The organism is Microbacterium sp. CH1, from assembly GCF_001595495.1.
Classification (GTDB): domain Bacteria; phylum Actinomycetota; class Actinomycetes; order Actinomycetales; family Microbacteriaceae; genus Microbacterium.
Window position 1 is genome coordinate 510991 of the sequence record NZ_LOSO01000015.1, and the last position, 15470, is coordinate 526460.

The following is a 15470-nucleotide window of genomic DNA, read 5'->3' on the forward strand; positions in this document are numbered from 1 at the left end:
CGTATCCGAAATCATATATCATCGTCTCACCCCTCGGCAAGCAGATCGGATTCACGTCCGGGCGCGCCGTGACAACGCGGTCACAAGCACAAAGGAGACACCCCATGAGCGGGCAGTCACAGGGTGGGTTCACGCCCACCGGAACCATCGCGACGGCGGCCGACCGGCGTCGTGTCGTCTTCGCCACCGTCGTCGGGACCACCGTCGAGTGGTACGACTTCTTCATCTACGCCACGGCGGTCGGGCTCGTCTTCGGACAGCTCTTCTTCGCGCCGCTCGGCGCCAACAGCGCTCTCGTCGGCTTCGCCACGGTCGGTGTGAGCTTCCTCTTCCGGCCCCTCGGCGCGTTCCTCGCCGGCCACTACGGCGACAAGCTCGGCCGCAAGGCCGTGCTGATGTGGACGCTGATCCTCATGGGGGCCGCGACCGCCCTGATCGGTCTGCTCCCCACGTACGAGACCATCGGCGTGATGGCGCCGGTCCTCCTCGTGCTGCTGCGCATCGTGCAGGGCATCTCGGCTGGCGGCGAGTGGGGCGGCGCGGTGCTGATGGCTGTCGAGCACGCCCCGCGCAAGAAGCGCGGCATCTTCGGCGCCTCCCCGCAGATCGGCGTGCCGCTCGGCCTGCTGCTCGCCTCGGGCGTCATGGCGCTGATGACCGCGATCGCTCCGGGGGACCAGTTCCTCGCGTGGGGCTGGCGCGTGCCGTTCCTGCTGAGCGTCGTGCTGATCCTCGTGGGCTACTACGTCCGCCGTCGCGTGGAGGAGAGCCCGGTGTTCGCCGAGCTCGCCGAGCGCAAGGAGAAGGCGAAGATGCCGATCGTGCAGCTCTTCCGCAAGCACCTGCTGCTCGTCATCATCGCCGCCCTCGTCTTCGCCGGGAACAACGCGGTGGGCTACATGACCACCGGCGGCTACATCCAGGGCTATGCCACGAACCCCGAGGGGCCCATCGGCCTCGAGCGCGGGCCCGTGCTGTGGGCGGTCACCGGATCGGCCGTCACCTGGCTGCTCACCACGCTGCTGGCCGGCTGGGTGTCCGACCGCATCGGCCGTCGCACGACCTACCTCATCGGCTGGGTGCTCCAGCTCGTCGGCGTGTTCACGCTGTTCCCGCTCGTCAACACCGGCGAGGTGGGGCTGCTGTTCGCCGGTCTCGCAATCCTCACGATCGGCCTGGGCTTCACCTACGGGCCGCAGGCGGCGCTGTACACCGAGCTGTTCCCCGCGAGCATCCGGTTCTCCGGCGTCTCCATCTCGTACGCGATCGGCGCGATCGCCGGTGGCGCCTTCGCGCCCACGATCGCGACGTTCATCGTCGATCAGACCGGCTCCACCGAGGCGGTCACCTGGTACCTCGCGGGCATGACCCTCCTCGGCCTCGTCGCCACGCTCCTGCTGCGCGACCGCTCGGGCATCCCGCTCGGTCCGGACCACGAGGAGGAGCAGTCCGTCAGCCCGATCCGCGGGCTCGCGAAGGTCTGACCTCCCTGCCACGAGAGCGCACGTCCCTGAGGGGCGTGCGCTCTCGTGCGTTCCGGCTCAGCCCTCGAGGGCCTCGCGGATGAGGTCGGCGGAGCGCCGGAGGCGCGCGGCGATCTCCCCGTCGTCCAGGTCGGTCGCGACGTGCACGACCGCGATCGCGGCGGGACGCTGACCGCGCAGACGCAGCGGGACGGCGACCGACTGGACCGTGGGGATGACCTCGTCGTGGCTCGTGGCGTAGCCGCGCGCGGCGGCGGCGTCGACGTCGGCGCGCAGGGCGGGGGAGATGGCGACGGGGACCTCCGCGCCGTCGAGCTGCGCGAGGATCGCCTTCCCGGGGGCGCCGACCGTGACGGAGTGCCGCGCGCCGGGGCGCTGGGCGACGCTGGCGACGGCGTGCCGCGGCTCGACGCTGGCGAGGGTGATGCACTCGGCCCCGTCGAGGACGGCGAGGAAGCAGGTCATGCCGAGCTCGTTCGCGATGGCGGTGAGCTCCGGCAGGGCCTCGGCCTGGAGGTCGTGGGCAACGCCGGCGGCGAGGGCGGCCATGCGGGCGCCGAGGCTCACGGCGCCGCTCGCGTCGCGGGTGACGAGACCGTGATCCTCGAGGGTGCGGAGGAGGCGGTAGGCGATGGAGCGATGCACTTCGAGGCGTCCGGCGATGTCGTCGATGGTCAGCGCGCCGCGGGCGTCGGCGAGCACCTCGAGGATGCGGATGCCGCGGCTCAGCGTCTGCGAGGCGGGGGCGGCGGGGCGCTCGGACATGGCTCTCCTTGCGATGCGCAAGGCACCGGTCTAGGCTGTGTTCAATAGTAGAACACTGTGTTCGAATATAGAACACCGTGTTCCTGGACGCAACACCCGACGAAGACGTCCGGAAGGAATCGACGACGATGCAGTTCCACCACCACGGCTATGTGTCCGGAGACCCGCGCGTGCAGGACGCCGCTGGCACCGGGATCGACCGCCCCGCCGCCCTGCCCGACGAGGTCGACGTCCTCATCGTCGGCTCCGGGCCCGCGGGCATGCTGCTCGCGGCACAGATGTCGCAGTACCCCGACATCACCACCCGCATCATCGAAAAGCGCGAGGGCCGCCTCGTCCTCGGGCAGGCCGACGGCATCCAGCCTCGCAGCGTGGAGACCTTCCAGGCCTTCGGCTTCGCCGAGCGCATCATCGCCGAGGCCTACAACATCGGCTGGATGAACTTCTGGGGCCCCGACCCCGAGCACCCCGATCAGATCGTGCGGACCACCCGCACCGCCGACTACGCCTACGACATCTGCGAGTTCCCGCACCTCATCGTCAACCAGGCCCGCGTGCTGGACTACTTCGCCGAAGCGGCGGCTGACGGCCCCGGACGGATCGTGCCGGACTACGGCGTCGAATTCCTCGGGCTCACCGTGCACGAGGAGGGCGAGTACCCGGTCGAGGTGCGCGTGCGGCACGTCGGCGCGGCCGACGAACGCGTCGTCCGGGCGAAGTACGTGATGGGCTGCGACGGCGCCCGGAGCGGCGTGCGTCAGGCGATCGGACGCACGCACGTCGGCGCGAGCGCCGCGCACGCCTGGGGCGTCATGGACGTGCTCGTCAACACCGACTTCCCGGACTGGCGCACCAAGTGCGCGATCAACTCGAAGGCCGGCAACATCCTGCACATCCCGCGGGAGGGCGGCTACCTCAGCCGCATGTACATCGACCTCGGCGAGGTCGCGGCGGACGACGACCACCGCGTGCGCCAGACGCCCATCGAGGAGATCATCCGGCGCGCCAACGCGATCCTCCACCCCTACACGCTCGATGTGAAGCAGGTGGCCTGGCACAGCGTCTACGAGGTCGGCCACCGTGTGACCGACGGCTTCGACGACGTGGACCCCGGCGCCGACCGCAGCCCGCGCGTCTTCCTCACCGGCGACGCCTGCCACACCCACAGCGCCAAGGCCGGCCAGGGCATGAACGTGTCGATGCAGGACGGGTTCAACCTCGGCTGGAAGCTCGGGTCCGTGCTGAGCGGCCGTGCGCCCGAGTCGCTGCTCGCCACGTACGGCGCCGAGCGCCGTCCCGTCGCGCAGCAGCTCATCGACTTCGACCGCGAGTGGTCCAGCCTCATGGCGCGCAAGCCCGAGGAGATCTCCGACCCGAACGAGCTGGCCACGTACTACCTGGCGACGGCCGAGTTCCCGTCCGGGTTCATGACCCAGTACACGTCCTCCATGATCACCGGCACGAACGCCCACCAGGCGCTCGCCGTCGGGTACCCGCTGGGCAAGCGCTTCCAGTCGGCGGAGGTCGTGCGGGTCGGGGACGGCAACGTCGTCCACCTCGGACACCACGCGAAGGCCGACGGCCGGTGGCGGGTCTACGCGTTCGGCGACCGGACCGGCGAAGCGCTCGCCGCGTGGGCGGAGAAGGCGGCGCCCGTGTTCGCACGGTTCACGCCGACGGATGCCGACGCCGATGCCGTATTCGACGTGAAGGCCGTGTACCAGCAGCCCTTCGAGGAGGTCGAGGTGACGACGACGCCCGAGCTCTTCCAGCCGAAGACCGGCCCGCTCGGACTCACCGACTGGGAGAAGGTCTACGCGGCCGGCCCGAGCAAGTGGTGTGGCACGGACATCTTCGAGGCGCGGGAGTTGTCCCGTGACGGCGTCGTGATCGTCGTGCGTCCGGACCAGTACGTCGCAGCGATCCTCCCGCTGGACGGCGTGGACGAGCTGGCGGGCTTCCTGGACGGGGCGCTGCTTCCCGCGCGCTGAGGTCTCCGGGCGTCGTCCGCCTCTGGCGGGTGTCGGAGGCCGCGCGTACTGTGAGGGCCGACGGGTGACGGAGCCCGACAGGAGGAGTGCGTGATGGACTGGAAGATCGAACTCATCTTCGTGCCGGTCAGCGATGTCGACCGGGCGAAGGACTTCTACGTGAAGATCGGCTTCCACGCCGACCATGATCAGGTGCCGTGCGAGGGGCTGCGGTTCGTGCAGATGACCCCGCCGGGATCGGCCTGCTCGATCGCCTTCGGCACAGGGCTGACCAGCGGCCTGGAGCCGGGGCAGCAGAACACCATCCAGGTGGTCGTCCCCGACGCCGACGAGGCTCTCGCACACCTGCGGGGTCTCGGGGTGGAGGCCGAGGGCGTGGACGAGCATGACTGGGGCCGTTTCGTGCGTTTCGACGACCCGGACGGCAACACCTGGACCCTGCAGGAGCTCCCGGACTACAGCGCTCAGGGGTGACGACGGTCCCCGGGCCGGGTCTGGGTCTGGTCCTGGGGGTCGGGTCTGGTTCTGGGGGTCGGGTCTGGTTCGGGTTCGTCCCGGGTCTGGTTCGGTTCCGGGGGCTCGGGGTCGTGTGCGGTCACAGATGCACGACCTCGGGACGGATGCACGACCGGCGACAGTGTCTGGTCGTGCAGATGGAACGGAGTCGTGCAGGTGTAGGCGGGCTCGGGACGCGGGTCCCCTGTCGGGGCGGAGTGGCACGACTGGGGACGAGTGCACGACCGGGTGACGGATGCATGACCTGGAGACGAGTGCACGACCTGGGGTGAGTCGTGGTCGTGCACCCGTCACCGGATCGTCCTCCTGTGCGTCATGCCCACGTGCCGTATGTCGTGCCCGGGCGGTCGATGTCTCGTCGGCCGCGACCGATGCACGACCGGGTGACGGATGCACGACCGAGGGCGGGTATCGGTCGTGCGGGCGGCCCCGGGTCGTGCGGGCGGCCCCGGGTCGTGCGGGCGGCCCGGGGTCGTGCGGGCGGAACCGGGTCGTGCGGGTGTGCCTGTCGGGGAGGTCCGGAGTCGGGCGACGGGTGCACGACCGGGCGACGGATGCACGACGAGGGGTGGGGTGTGGTCGTGCAGACGGAACCGGGTCGTGCAGGCGGTCCGGGATGAGGGACGTCCGGAGGTCAGGGGAGGCGGGTGGCTCCGCCGGAGACGACGAGGCCGCCGGTGGACGGGATCGCGACGCGGAGTTCGCTCGGGCGACCGACGTGGGCGCCCTGATGGATCCGGACGGCGTCGCCCGGATAGCCCTGGGCGCGGAGATAGGCGCCGACCGAAGCGGCCGCGGACCCTGTCGCCGGATCCTCCGTGATGCGCCCCACGGGGAAGAGGTTGCGGGCCTGGATCTCGGCCGGATCCTGGGCGTGCAGCACCGTCACCGTGCCGTGCCAGCCCTGCGCGCGCATGAGAGTGGCGACCTCGGCGGGGGAGAAGCGGAACTGGTGGAAGAGCTCCCGGTCGGCGACGAAGACGATCGGATGCCAGTTGCCCGCGAACGCCTCGCGGACCGGGAAGCGCGGGTCGACATCGGCCGGCTCCATCCCCAGCAGCGCGAGGAGGCGGTCACGCACGACGGGGTCGAGGTCGCGCACCTCCGGCTCGACGCTCGTGAACGACACCGTGACCCGGCCGTCCGCGTCCGCGAAGGACTCCATCGACACGTCTCCGGCCGCGGTCGCGAACACGACCGTCCCCGGACCCTGCCGCTCGGCGAGGGCCACCGCGGTCGCGACGGTCGCATGCCCGCAGAACGGCACCTCCGCAGCCGGCGACCAGTAGCGCACGCGGAAACGGGAGCCGTTCGCCGCGGCGTCCTGCACGAACGCGGTCTCCGAGTAGCCGACCTCGGCCGCGATCCGCTGCATGTCCGCCTCGTCGAGCCCGTCCGCGTCGAAGACGACCCCGGCGGGGTTGCCGCCGTCCGGCGTCGCGGCGAAGGCGCTGTAGCGCAGGACCTCATGAGCATCCGTCATTCCGGGAGCCTATCGGCCCGCACGGGTCAGGAGTTCACGCGGATGATCTCCTGCTGGTACGGCGCGATCACGTCGCCGGAGATCCGGAGGTCGAGGACGAGGAAGCGTCGGGTCGCCGGGTCCTCCTCGGCCCACGCAGCGAGGCGATCCAGGTCGTCCAGCGTCCGCACGACGATGCCCTCCGCACCGACCGCCGCCCCGAACGCGGCGAAGTCGACCTCGGGGATGCGCATCGGACCCTCGGCCAGGCCCTTCAGCCCGTAGAGGTTGACCTCGGCCCCGTACGCGGCATCGTTCCAGACCACGGCCATGCCGCGTCCGCCCGCCGCCCGCACGGCCGATTCGAGGTCGGCGATCGCCATGAGCCCGCCGCCGTCGCCCGAGGTGAGCACGATGGTCGTGTCCCGACGGGCGAGGGCCGCACCCACCACGCTGGGCCAGCCCTGTCCGATCGACTGGAACGCGGTGCCGATCATCATCATCCGGTCGGGCGCGGCGACCGGCCAGTACATGTTCGCCCAGCCGATGAAGTGCCCGCCGTCCGACACCACGACGCGGTCGTCGGGGAGGAGCTCGGCGATCCGGCGCGCGGCGGAACGCGGGTCGAGGCGGCCGTCCGGGGCGAGCTCGTCTCCGGGCTCGTACGCGCGGGCCGCGGCGACATCGACCGTCTCCCGCCACGGGCGGGTGGGCACAACTGCGGAGTCCGCGCCCGACACGCCGCCGGAGTCGGGGACGGCCTCGGCGAGTCCGACGGCATCTCCGAAGTCGTGCCCGGAGGAGCCGGAGGAGAGGCGGGTGACGAGGGCCTCGGCGGCGAGGCGGGCGTCGGCGCGCACGAAGCCGCCGACGTGGGCGTGGGTCGCGGACGGAGCGGTGTCGATCTGGTACACCCGGGTGCCCGGGGCGAACAGGTCGCCGAAGCGCATCGTGAACTGGTTGAGGCTCGCGCCGAAGACCACCGCGACGTCGGCGGTCCGCACGAGCTCCATCGCCCCCTCGGCGCCGAAGCCACCGGTGACCCCGAGGTCGTACCGGGCGTCCGGGAAGATGCCGCGGCCGAGGGCGGAGGAGGCGGTGAGGGCCCCGGTCTGCGCGGCGAGGGCGCCGAGAGCCTCGCCCGCGCCGGCCAGCCACGCCCCGCGCCCGGCGAGGAGGAACGGACGCTCGGCGTCGCGCAGGGCGGCGGCGATCTCATCCAGCATGCCCTCGGCGAAGTCCCCGCGCGGGGCGAGCGGCGCGGGGAGCCGGGGAGCCGGGGCCGTCGGCACCGCGCCGGCCTCGAGGGCGGCGACGTCGTAGGGGATGGCCAGCACGACGGGCACACGATAGGTGAGGGCGTGCTCGACGGCGATGACGGTGGTCGCGGCGGCATCCGTCCGCCCGACGGTGTAGGTGCGCGCGCCCACCGCCGAGGCCAGAGCGATCTGGTCCACGTCCCACGGCCGCGGCCCCGATGTGGGCTCGTCACCGACGACGAGGACGAGCGGCACGTGCGCCTGCACGGCCTCGGCCAGCGCCGTGATCGTGTTCGTGAAGCCGGCGCCGTAGGTGGAGGTGCCCGCGGCGATGCGGCCGGAGGCGCGGAAGTGCGCATCGGCCGCGACGACCGCGCCCTGCTCGTGACGGACGGCGGTGAAGGTGGCGTCGGTCTGCGTCTCGAGGGCGTCGAGGAAGTAGGCGTTGCCGTTGCCCATGACACCGAAGACGGCATCGACGTGCTGGGCGAGGGTGAGGGCGACGTGCGCGGAGACGGAGGGCATGGAGAAGCCTTTCGAGACAGGGACGGAGAAGGGGGATCCGTATGTGTCTCGCCCTCGCGGCGATGCGAGGTGCTTCGTGCCTCTTTTTCAGGCACCGGCGGGGCCGGACCTGCTCAGTCTAGCGGCGGCCCGGACGCAGCGGATGCGCGAGAATGGACCGATGACGGATGCATCGATCGAGCGCGAGACGCTCACGTGGGACGGCTTCGGCGCGGCGACGCGCGATCTGGCGCGGAACATCATCGCGACGGGCTTCGAGCCGGAGGTCGTGGTGGCGATCGCGCGCGGCGGCCTGCTCCCGGCCGGCGCCATCGCGTACGGACTCGGCGTGAAGAACTGCGGCGCCATCAACGTCGAGTTCTACACCGGCATCGGCACCGTGCGGGACGCCCCGGAGGTGCTGCCACCTGAGCTCGACATGGCCTACCTCGACGGCCGCCGCGTGCTGCTCGTGGACGATGTCGCCGACTCCGGTCGCACGCTGGCGCTCGCGGTGCAGCTGCTGCAGGAGAAGGGCGCCGACGTGCGTTCCGTCACCGTCTACACGAAGCCCTCGACGATCATCCAGCCGGACTTCGCGTGGAAGGACACCGACCTCTGGATCGACTTCCCCTGGTCGTTCCGCGGCACCGTGCGTCAGGAGGACGAGGGACTGCCGCCCACGGCCTGATCAGGCGTCGTCCGCCGCGCCGCGCCGCAGGGCCAGGAGGGTCTGGATCGTGTCGGCCTCCGCAGCGGTCTTGTCCGGGCGATACCCCTTGACCCGGGCGAAGCGGAGGGCGAGGCCGCCGGGGTAACGCGGGGACCGCTGCACGCCGTCGATCGCGATCTCGACCACGAGCTCCGGCCGGAGGAACACCGTCGACGCGGAGCGATGGGTCTCGTGCGCCGGGAACTCGTCGGTCTGCCACTGCAGCAGCGCGTCGGTGAGGCCCTTGAACGTCTTGCCCACCATCACGAAGCCGCCGGGGTCGCCGAAGTCGCCATCCGGGTCCCGCGCGCCGAGGTGCAGGTTCGACAGCCATCCGCGCCGTCGCCCCGACCCCCACTCGGCGCCCAGCACGACGAGGTCGAACGTGAGGACCGGTTTCACCTTGACCCAGGACTTGCCGCGGCGACCGGCGGCATACGGCGCATCCACGGCCTTCACCAGCACGCCCTCATGACCGGCCGCCAGGGCTTCGCGGGATAGGCGCTCGGCTTCCTCCGCGCTGTCGGTCACGATGCCGGGCATGCGCCACTCGCCGGCGACCTCGGCCAGGACCTCCTGGCGTACTGACAGCGGCTCGTCCAGCAGGTCGCGGCCGTCCACGTGCAGGACGTCGAAGAACCAGGGCCGCAGGGCGAGCTCGCGCGCGGCATCCGCACCGAACCGGGACATCGTCTCCTGGAACGGCCGGGGACCGCCGTCCTCGTCGAGCGCCAGGGTCTCGCCGTCGAGGATGACCTCCTGCGCGGGAAGGCCGCGGACGACCTCGACGATCTCGGGCAGGCGGTGGGTGACGTCGGCGAGGCTCCGCGTGTAGATGCCGACCTCATCGCCGCGGCGGTGCACCTGGATGCGCGCGCCGTCGAGCTTGTACTCGACCGAGGCGCGTCCGGTGATCTCGAGGGCGGCCGTGGGCGTCGGCGCGGTGGCCGCGAGCATCGGGAGCACGGGGCGACCCACCCGGAGCCCGACCTCGTCGAGCGCTCCCTCGGCACCGGTGAGCGCGAGCAGCGCCGTCTCGCCGAGGTCGCCGGAGAGCATGGCGGCCCGTCGCACGGTCGCGGCCGGAGCCTCTGCGGCACGGGCGATCGCGTCGAGCAGCACGCCGCCCAGCGCTCCGGTGCGGAGCTCCCCGAGCATGGCCCTGGTCAGGAAGTCCCATTCGGGAGCCGTCGCGCGGGCGGCGAGATCGTGCAGGAGCGCGCTGCGGACACCGGCCGATCCGGAGCCGGACGTGTGCGCGAGGGTGTCGAAGGCGTGGTCGACCTCCGCGATGGTCAGGGTCGAGGTCGCGCTGTGCTCGATCGCGAGAGCGGTCAGCCCCCGCCAGCCCACGCCGAGGCGACCCTGGCGGGGCGTGGCGAGGAGCAGCCCCACGAGAGGGGCGATGTCGTCGACGTCGGCCCTGCGGAGCAGCGCGGCGATCGCCTCGATCTTGGCCAGACGGGACGAGGTCGCGGCGACCTGGTCGGTGGTGGTGACGAGCTCCGAGAGCAGCATGCGGGCATCCTCCCACCGGGGTCGGACACCGCACGAGACGGTTGACAGCGACGACCGGGCCGTGGCGTCAGCGCCCGCGGAACTCCGGTTTCCGCTTCTCCTGGAACGCGGCGAAGCCCTCGCGGTAGTCCTCGGTGTCGCACAGGGCGGCCTGCGCCGCGTTCTCGACGTCGATGGACTCCCACAGGGTGAGGCGTTCGTCGCGGATGCGGGCGATGAGGTCCTTGCTCGCCCGGAAGGCGGCCGTGGCGCCGTGGGCGGCCTTCCCCGCAGCGGCTGTCGCGGAGGCGAGCACCTCGTCGTCCGGGAGGACCTGGGAGAAGAGCCCCGAGCGCACGGCTTCCGTGCCGCTCATGAGCCGGCCGGTGTAGATGAGGTCGAGCGTCTTGTGCGGGCCGAGCCGGTCGAGGAACAGCGCATGCCCGCCGGAGTCGAGGGTCGCGCCGAGCGCCGCGAACGGGGAGCCGATCTTCGCCGATTCCGCGACGTACACGACATCCGTCGCGATGAGCAGCCCGAGTCCCACGCCCAGGCAGGCGCCGTGGGCGACGGCGAACGTCGGCGCGGGGAAGCGGGACATCCGCTGCAGCAGCGGTGTCACCCGCCCGCCGAGATAGCCGAGCACGTCGTCGTCGCGCGGATCGACGGCGGAGATGTCCCGACCGGCGCAGAACGCGCGCCCTTCACCGCGGAGCAGCAGCGCGCGCACGCCGGCGGCCTCGGCCTCCCGGTACGCGGCGTCGAGCTCCGCGAGGGCGGCCTCGTCCAAGGCGTTGAGCTTCGCGGGGGCGTCGAGGACCACGGTGGCGACGTCGTCGGCGATGGCGAGATCGATCATCAGGACTCCTCAGACGTCGTAGTCCACGACCACGCGGTCGCTGGTGGGATGGGACTGGCAGGTGAGCACGTAGCCGCGCTCCAGCTCGTCGGGCTCCAGGGCGTAGTTCTCGGTCATCGTGACGCTGCCCTCGAGCACGCGCGCGCGGCAGGTGCCGCAGACGCCGCCCGCGCACGCGAACGGCGCGTCCGGCCGCACCCGCAGCGCGGCGTTCAGCACCGACTCGCGCGCCGCGACCGGGCTCTCCACCGTCGAGGACACGCCGTCGAGGTTCACCTCGATCCGTACCGTCTTCTCGCCCGAGCGCACCGTGACCGGCCGGGCGGCCCGCACCGGCTCGTCGCCGGTCGTGAACAGCTCGAAGCGCACGTGCTCGCGGGGTACGCCCACGTCGGCCAGCACCTCCCGGCAGAGGTCGACGAGCGCGAGCGGTCCGCACAGGAACCACTCGTCCACGTCGGCCGGGTCGATCAGCGCGTCGAGGATCGTCCGCAGCTTGGGCTCGTCGATGCGGCCGGAGAGCACCGGCGCGGTCCGCTGCTCGCGGGACAGCACGTGGTGCAGCGTGAGCCTCGTCGGGTAGCGGTCCTTGAGGTCGGCGAGGTCCTCCAGGAACATCACGTCCAGCGTCGACCGGTTCGTGTAGAGGAGCGTGAACCGCGAGGTCTGCGACCGGGAGAGCACGGTATGCGCGAGGGCCATCAGCGGCGTGATCCCGGAGCCGGCCGCGATGCCGACGACGTGCTTCTCGTCCAGGTCGTCGAGGCCGGAGGTGAACGTGCCCTGGGGGCTCATGACGTCGATGCGGAAGCCCGGGTGCAGGCCGGTCTGGGCCCACGTGGAGAACGTCCCGCCCTCGTCGCGCTTCACGGCGACGCTCAGACGGGTCGGCATGCCGTCGGTGCGGTGCTCGGGCGCCCGGCACAGCGAGTAGGAACGCCGCACCTCCACGCCGTCCAGCATCGTCCGCAGCGCCACGTACTGTCCGGGGAGGTGGTCGTAGTCGTCGGCGAGTTCCGCGGGCACCGTGAAGGTCACCTCGACGGAGTCCTCGGTGAGCGGGCGGACCTCCTCGACGGTGAGCGTGTGGAACCGGGCGCGGCTCCGCGCGCGGGCGGGGGAGGCGGGGGAGGGCACCGGCGTCGTCGCCGGAGCCGGGGAGAACAGCGACATCAGTGCACCTTGAAGTGATCGAAGGGTTCCAGGCAGGCACGGCACTCGTACAGCGCCTTGCACGAGGTCGAGCCGAAGCGGGAGACCTCCCGGGTGTCGAGCGAGCCGCAGCGGGGGCAGCGCACGCTGAGGGCGAGCCGGATCGGACCGGCGGGTACGGCCGCGCGGCCACTGGGCGGCGCGATCCCGTACTCGCGGAGCTTCTGCTTCCCGGCGTCGCTCATCCAGTCGGTGGTCCACGCGGGGGAGAGCACGAGCCGCACCTCGACGTCGGCGAACCCGGCGGCCGTGAGAGCGAGGACCACGTCGTCGCGGATCGTGTCCATGGCCGGGCACCCGCTGTAGGTCGGCGTGATGTCGACGACCACGCGCTCGCCGCGGAGCTCGACCGCCCGCAGCACGCCGAGGTCCTCGATCGTGAGCACCGGCACCTCCGGGTCCGGCACGCCGGCGGCGATCCGCCAGGCCTGGGCCTCCGCGTCGGCGGCGGTCCGGGTCACCATGACGCCCCCGGGTGTCGTCGCGCCAGGACCTGCATCTCGGCGAGGAGGTGGCCGAAGGGGGTCGCGTGCGCGCCGTTCCGGCCGCCCGCCGACGACGCCGGAACCTCCGGCACCGTGAGCTCGGCCTCGGCGAACACGGTGGCGATGACCGCGTCGAACGGAGCGCGGAGGGTCGACGGGCGCACGGCGACGTCGCCGAGCCGGTCGATCAGCGGCTCGTCGCGGAACAGCTCGTCGACGTACGGCCACACATCCGCGAGGGCGCGGATCATCCGCCGCCGCGACTCCTCCGTGCCGCCCGCCAGGCGCAGCGACCACTGCACGGCGTGGTCGCGGTGGTAGTCGACCTCCTTGAGCGCCTTCTCCGCGATCGCGGCGAACGTGGGCTCGGAGCTCGCGCGGAGGGCGGCGTAGAGCTCCACCAGGTAGACCGAGGCGACGAGCTGGCGCGCGATGGTCTGCGCGAAGTCGCCGTTCGGCTGCTCCACGATCCAGGCGCTGCGGAACTCCGGCTCGTCGCGGAAGTACGCGAGGTCGTCCTCGGACCGGCCGTCCCACGTGCCCGCGAAGTGCAGGAAGGAGCGCGCGTGGCCGAGCAGGTCGAGGGCGATGTTGCCGAGCGCCACGTCCTCCTCGAGCTCGGGGGCGCGGGAGATCCAGGCGCCGAGCTGCTGCGACAGGATGAGGGCGTCGTCGCCGAGCCACAGGGCGTACTCGGCGATGTCGGCGCTCGCCGCGGTCGTGCCGGCGCCCGCGAGCTCCTCGCTGAGCCGCAGCTCGTCGACGGAGACGTCGCCGTGCGCCTCCCCGTGGACGTCGCCGGCTCCCTGAGCATCGCCGAGTCCCTGAGCGGAGCTGGGTCCCTGAGCGGAGCTGGGTCCCTGAGCGGAGCTGGGTCCCTGAGCGGAGCCGGGTCCCTGAGCTTGTCGAAGGGTCACAGGTGCGGCACCCCCTCGGAGGCAGTGTAGTACACCGCGTGCCGGTAGTTCTTGCCGGCCGGGCTCTCGAAGTACGCCCCCTTGGCGTCGGGGTCGCTCGTGGTGATCGCCTCGGCCGGGACCGCCCAGATCGACACGCCCTCGCCCCGGCGAGTGTAGAGGTCGCGCGCGTTGCGGATGGCCATGTCGGCGTCGGGGGCGTGCAGCGAGCCGACATGCACGTGGCTCAGTCCGCGGTTCGCCCGCACGAAGATCTCCCACAGGGGCCACGGTTCGTGTTCGACGTGTCCGGGGGTCGCCATCACGCCACCGCCCCTTCGACACGCTCCCGGCTCGGGCGGGAGTGCTGCTTGCGGGCGTACTCCGCGGCGGCCTCCCGCACCCATGCGCCCTCGTCGTGCGCCGTGCGGCGGCGCTCCAGACGCTCGGCGTTGCAGGGGCCGTTGCCGCGCAGCACCTGGAAGAACTCGTCCCAGTCGATCTCGCCCATCTCGTAGCGACCGGTCTCCTCGTCGAACCGCAGGTCGGGGTCGGGGAGGGTGACGCCGAGGATCTCGGCCTGCGGCACGAGCATGCCGACGAACCGCTGACGCAGCTCGTCGTTGGAGAAGCGCTTGATCTTCCACGCCATCGACTGGGCGGAGTTGGGGGACTGGTCGTCGGGCGGCCCGAACATCGCCAGGCTCGGCCAGTACCAGCGGTCCACCGCGTCCTGTGCCATCTGCCGCTGCTCGTCGGTGCCGCGCATGAGCGAGAGCAGGATCTCGAACCCCTGGCGCTGGTGGAACGACTCCTCCTTGCAGATGCGCACCATCGCGCGCCCGTAGGGACCGTAGGAGGCGCGGCACAGCGGCACCTGGTTGCAGATCGCGGCGCCGTCGACGAGCCAGCCGATCGCGCCCATGTCGGCCCAGGTCGGGGTGGGGTAGTTGAAGATCGACGAGTACTTCGCCTTGCCCGAGATGAGCTGCTCCATCATCTCGTCGCGGGTGATGCCGAGCGTCTGCGCGGCGGAGTAGAGGTAGAGCCCGTGCCCGGCCTCGTCCTGCACCTTCGCCATGAGGATCGCCTTGCGCTTGAGGCTCGGGGCGCGGGTGATCCAGTTGCCCTCGGGCTGCATGCCGATGATCTCGGAGTGCGCGTGCTGGGAGATCTGCCGGATGAGGGTCTTGCGATAGGCCTCGGGCATCCAGTCGCGCGGCTCGATGCGCTGCTCGTTCGCGATCAGCTCGTCGAACAGGCGTTCCTCGTCGGAGGTCTCGCCGTCCACGAGGGACAGGTCTGCGGGACTGGTCATCGTCGACTCCTCGGGCTCCGGTCCTTCTTTACTGACCGATCGTTAGGTAATTCTGACACACGCGACGGCCCGATTCAACAGGGCGTGTCAGCGGGAGCGCGAGATCAGCGCCAGCAGCGCGCGGCCGTAGGCCTCCGCCGGGTCCGGGTGCTCGAACAGCAGGGGAGCGCCGCCGAGCTCGATCTCGACGCGGAACGTGTCGGGGAGGCGGGTGAGGGCGCGGAACGTCCCGCGGAGCAGGTCACGCAGCTGGTCCTCGCGCGGCAGCCACACCGCATCGGCGAGGGTCACGGCGTCGAGCGCCCACTCCGTCGTGCCGTTGAAGGCGAGGTCCGTGCCGGCCGGCGTCTGCCGCGCCTCGATGGTCATCGCGCTCACCGTGAAGACGTCGGCCTCGGCCTCCAGCTCCACCTCGTCGGGCAGATCGAGCTGGAACCGGTCACCCTCCGCGGGCTTCCAGTTCAGGCCGGCATCGCGGAGCGCGACGGCGAGTTCGCGGGTGATCATTCC

Annotated in this window: 15 protein-coding genes; 4 read left to right on the forward strand and 11 right to left on the reverse strand. The window is 71.6% G+C overall.

Going from position 1 to position 15470, the window contains the following annotated elements; genetic code table 11:
• Window positions 1-104: 104 nt before the first annotated feature.
• Window positions 105-1484: an MFS transporter gene (locus AUV07_RS10785; RefSeq protein WP_062635975.1), complete on the forward strand. Its 1380-nt coding sequence runs from the start codon at window positions 105-107 to the stop codon at window positions 1482-1484.
• A 57-nt stretch (window positions 1485-1541) separates the two neighbouring features.
• On the opposite strand, the gene AUV07_RS10790 is transcribed toward AUV07_RS10785, so the two are convergent.
• Window positions 1542-2249: an IclR family transcriptional regulator gene (locus tag AUV07_RS10790; RefSeq protein WP_062635976.1), complete on the reverse strand. Its 708-nt coding sequence runs from the start codon at window positions 2247-2249 to the stop codon at window positions 1542-1544.
• 128 nt (window positions 2250-2377) lie between these two features.
• On the opposite strand from AUV07_RS10790, the gene AUV07_RS10795 reads away from it, so the two are divergent.
• On the forward strand, window positions 2378-4240 hold the full coding sequence (locus tag AUV07_RS10795; protein WP_062636092.1) for an FAD-dependent monooxygenase: 1863 nt from the start codon (window positions 2378-2380) through the stop codon (window positions 4238-4240).
• Between the two features lie 93 nt (window positions 4241-4333).
• Entirely contained in the window at window positions 4334-4714 is a 381-nt protein-coding gene (locus tag AUV07_RS10800) for a VOC family protein (RefSeq protein WP_062635977.1), read from the forward strand.
• Window positions 4715-5390: 676 nt separating this feature from the next.
• Here the strand turns inward: AUV07_RS10800 and AUV07_RS10805 are convergent.
• Entirely contained in the window at window positions 5391-6239 is an 849-nt protein-coding gene (locus tag AUV07_RS10805) for a PhzF family phenazine biosynthesis protein (RefSeq protein WP_062635978.1), read from the reverse strand.
• Window positions 6240-6265: 26 nt separating this feature from the next.
• The gene (locus AUV07_RS10810; RefSeq protein ID WP_062635980.1) at window positions 6266-8002 is read right to left on the reverse strand and encodes a thiamine pyrophosphate-binding protein; all 1737 of its coding nucleotides are present in this window, start codon (window positions 8000-8002) and stop codon (window positions 6266-6268) included.
• A 160-nt stretch (window positions 8003-8162) separates the two neighbouring features.
• Here AUV07_RS10810 and AUV07_RS10815 point away from each other — a divergent pair, with 160 nt between their 5' ends.
• Entirely contained in the window at window positions 8163-8672 is a 510-nt protein-coding gene (locus AUV07_RS10815; RefSeq protein ID WP_062635982.1) for a phosphoribosyltransferase, read from the forward strand.
• Here AUV07_RS10815 and AUV07_RS10820 read toward each other — a convergent pair whose 3' ends face one another.
• The 8 genes from AUV07_RS10820 to AUV07_RS10855 form a co-directional block, all read right to left on the reverse strand.
• Window positions 8673-10211: an ATP-dependent DNA ligase gene (locus AUV07_RS10820; RefSeq protein ID WP_062635983.1), complete on the reverse strand. Its 1539-nt coding sequence runs from the start codon at window positions 10209-10211 to the stop codon at window positions 8673-8675.
• A 67-nt stretch (window positions 10212-10278) separates the two neighbouring features.
• Window positions 10279-11049 (reverse strand): enoyl-CoA hydratase/isomerase family protein, encoded by a 771-nt coding sequence (locus tag AUV07_RS10825; RefSeq protein WP_062635985.1) that lies wholly within the window; start codon window positions 11047-11049, stop codon window positions 10279-10281.
• A 9-nt stretch (window positions 11050-11058) separates the two neighbouring features.
• A complete protein-coding gene (gene paaE / locus AUV07_RS10830; protein WP_062635987.1) occupies window positions 11059-12222 on the reverse strand; it encodes a 1,2-phenylacetyl-CoA epoxidase subunit PaaE in 1164 nt (387 codons plus the stop codon).
• A complete protein-coding gene (paaD, locus tag AUV07_RS10835; protein ID WP_062635988.1) occupies window positions 12222-12725 on the reverse strand; it encodes a 1,2-phenylacetyl-CoA epoxidase subunit PaaD in 504 nt (167 codons plus the stop codon). Before paaD ends, paaE begins: the two co-directional genes overlap by 1 nt.
• On the reverse strand, window positions 12719-13501 hold the full coding sequence (gene paaC, locus AUV07_RS10840; RefSeq protein ID WP_062636094.1) for a 1,2-phenylacetyl-CoA epoxidase subunit PaaC: 783 nt from the start codon (window positions 13499-13501) through the stop codon (window positions 12719-12721). The genes paaD and paaC overlap by 7 nt, the downstream gene beginning before the upstream one ends.
• A 158-nt stretch (window positions 13502-13659) precedes the next feature.
• A complete protein-coding gene (paaB, locus tag AUV07_RS10845) occupies window positions 13660-13965 on the reverse strand; it encodes a 1,2-phenylacetyl-CoA epoxidase subunit PaaB (protein ID WP_062635989.1) in 306 nt (101 codons plus the stop codon).
• On the reverse strand, window positions 13965-14960 hold the full coding sequence (gene paaA / locus AUV07_RS10850; protein WP_062635990.1) for a 1,2-phenylacetyl-CoA epoxidase subunit PaaA: 996 nt from the start codon (window positions 14958-14960) through the stop codon (window positions 13965-13967). Before paaA ends, paaB begins: the two co-directional genes overlap by 1 nt.
• A gap of 87 nt (window positions 14961-15047) precedes the next feature.
• A complete protein-coding gene (locus tag AUV07_RS10855; protein ID WP_025103831.1) occupies window positions 15048-15467 on the reverse strand; it encodes a pilus assembly protein CpaE in 420 nt (139 codons plus the stop codon).
• Window positions 15468-15470 lie beyond the last annotated feature (3 nt).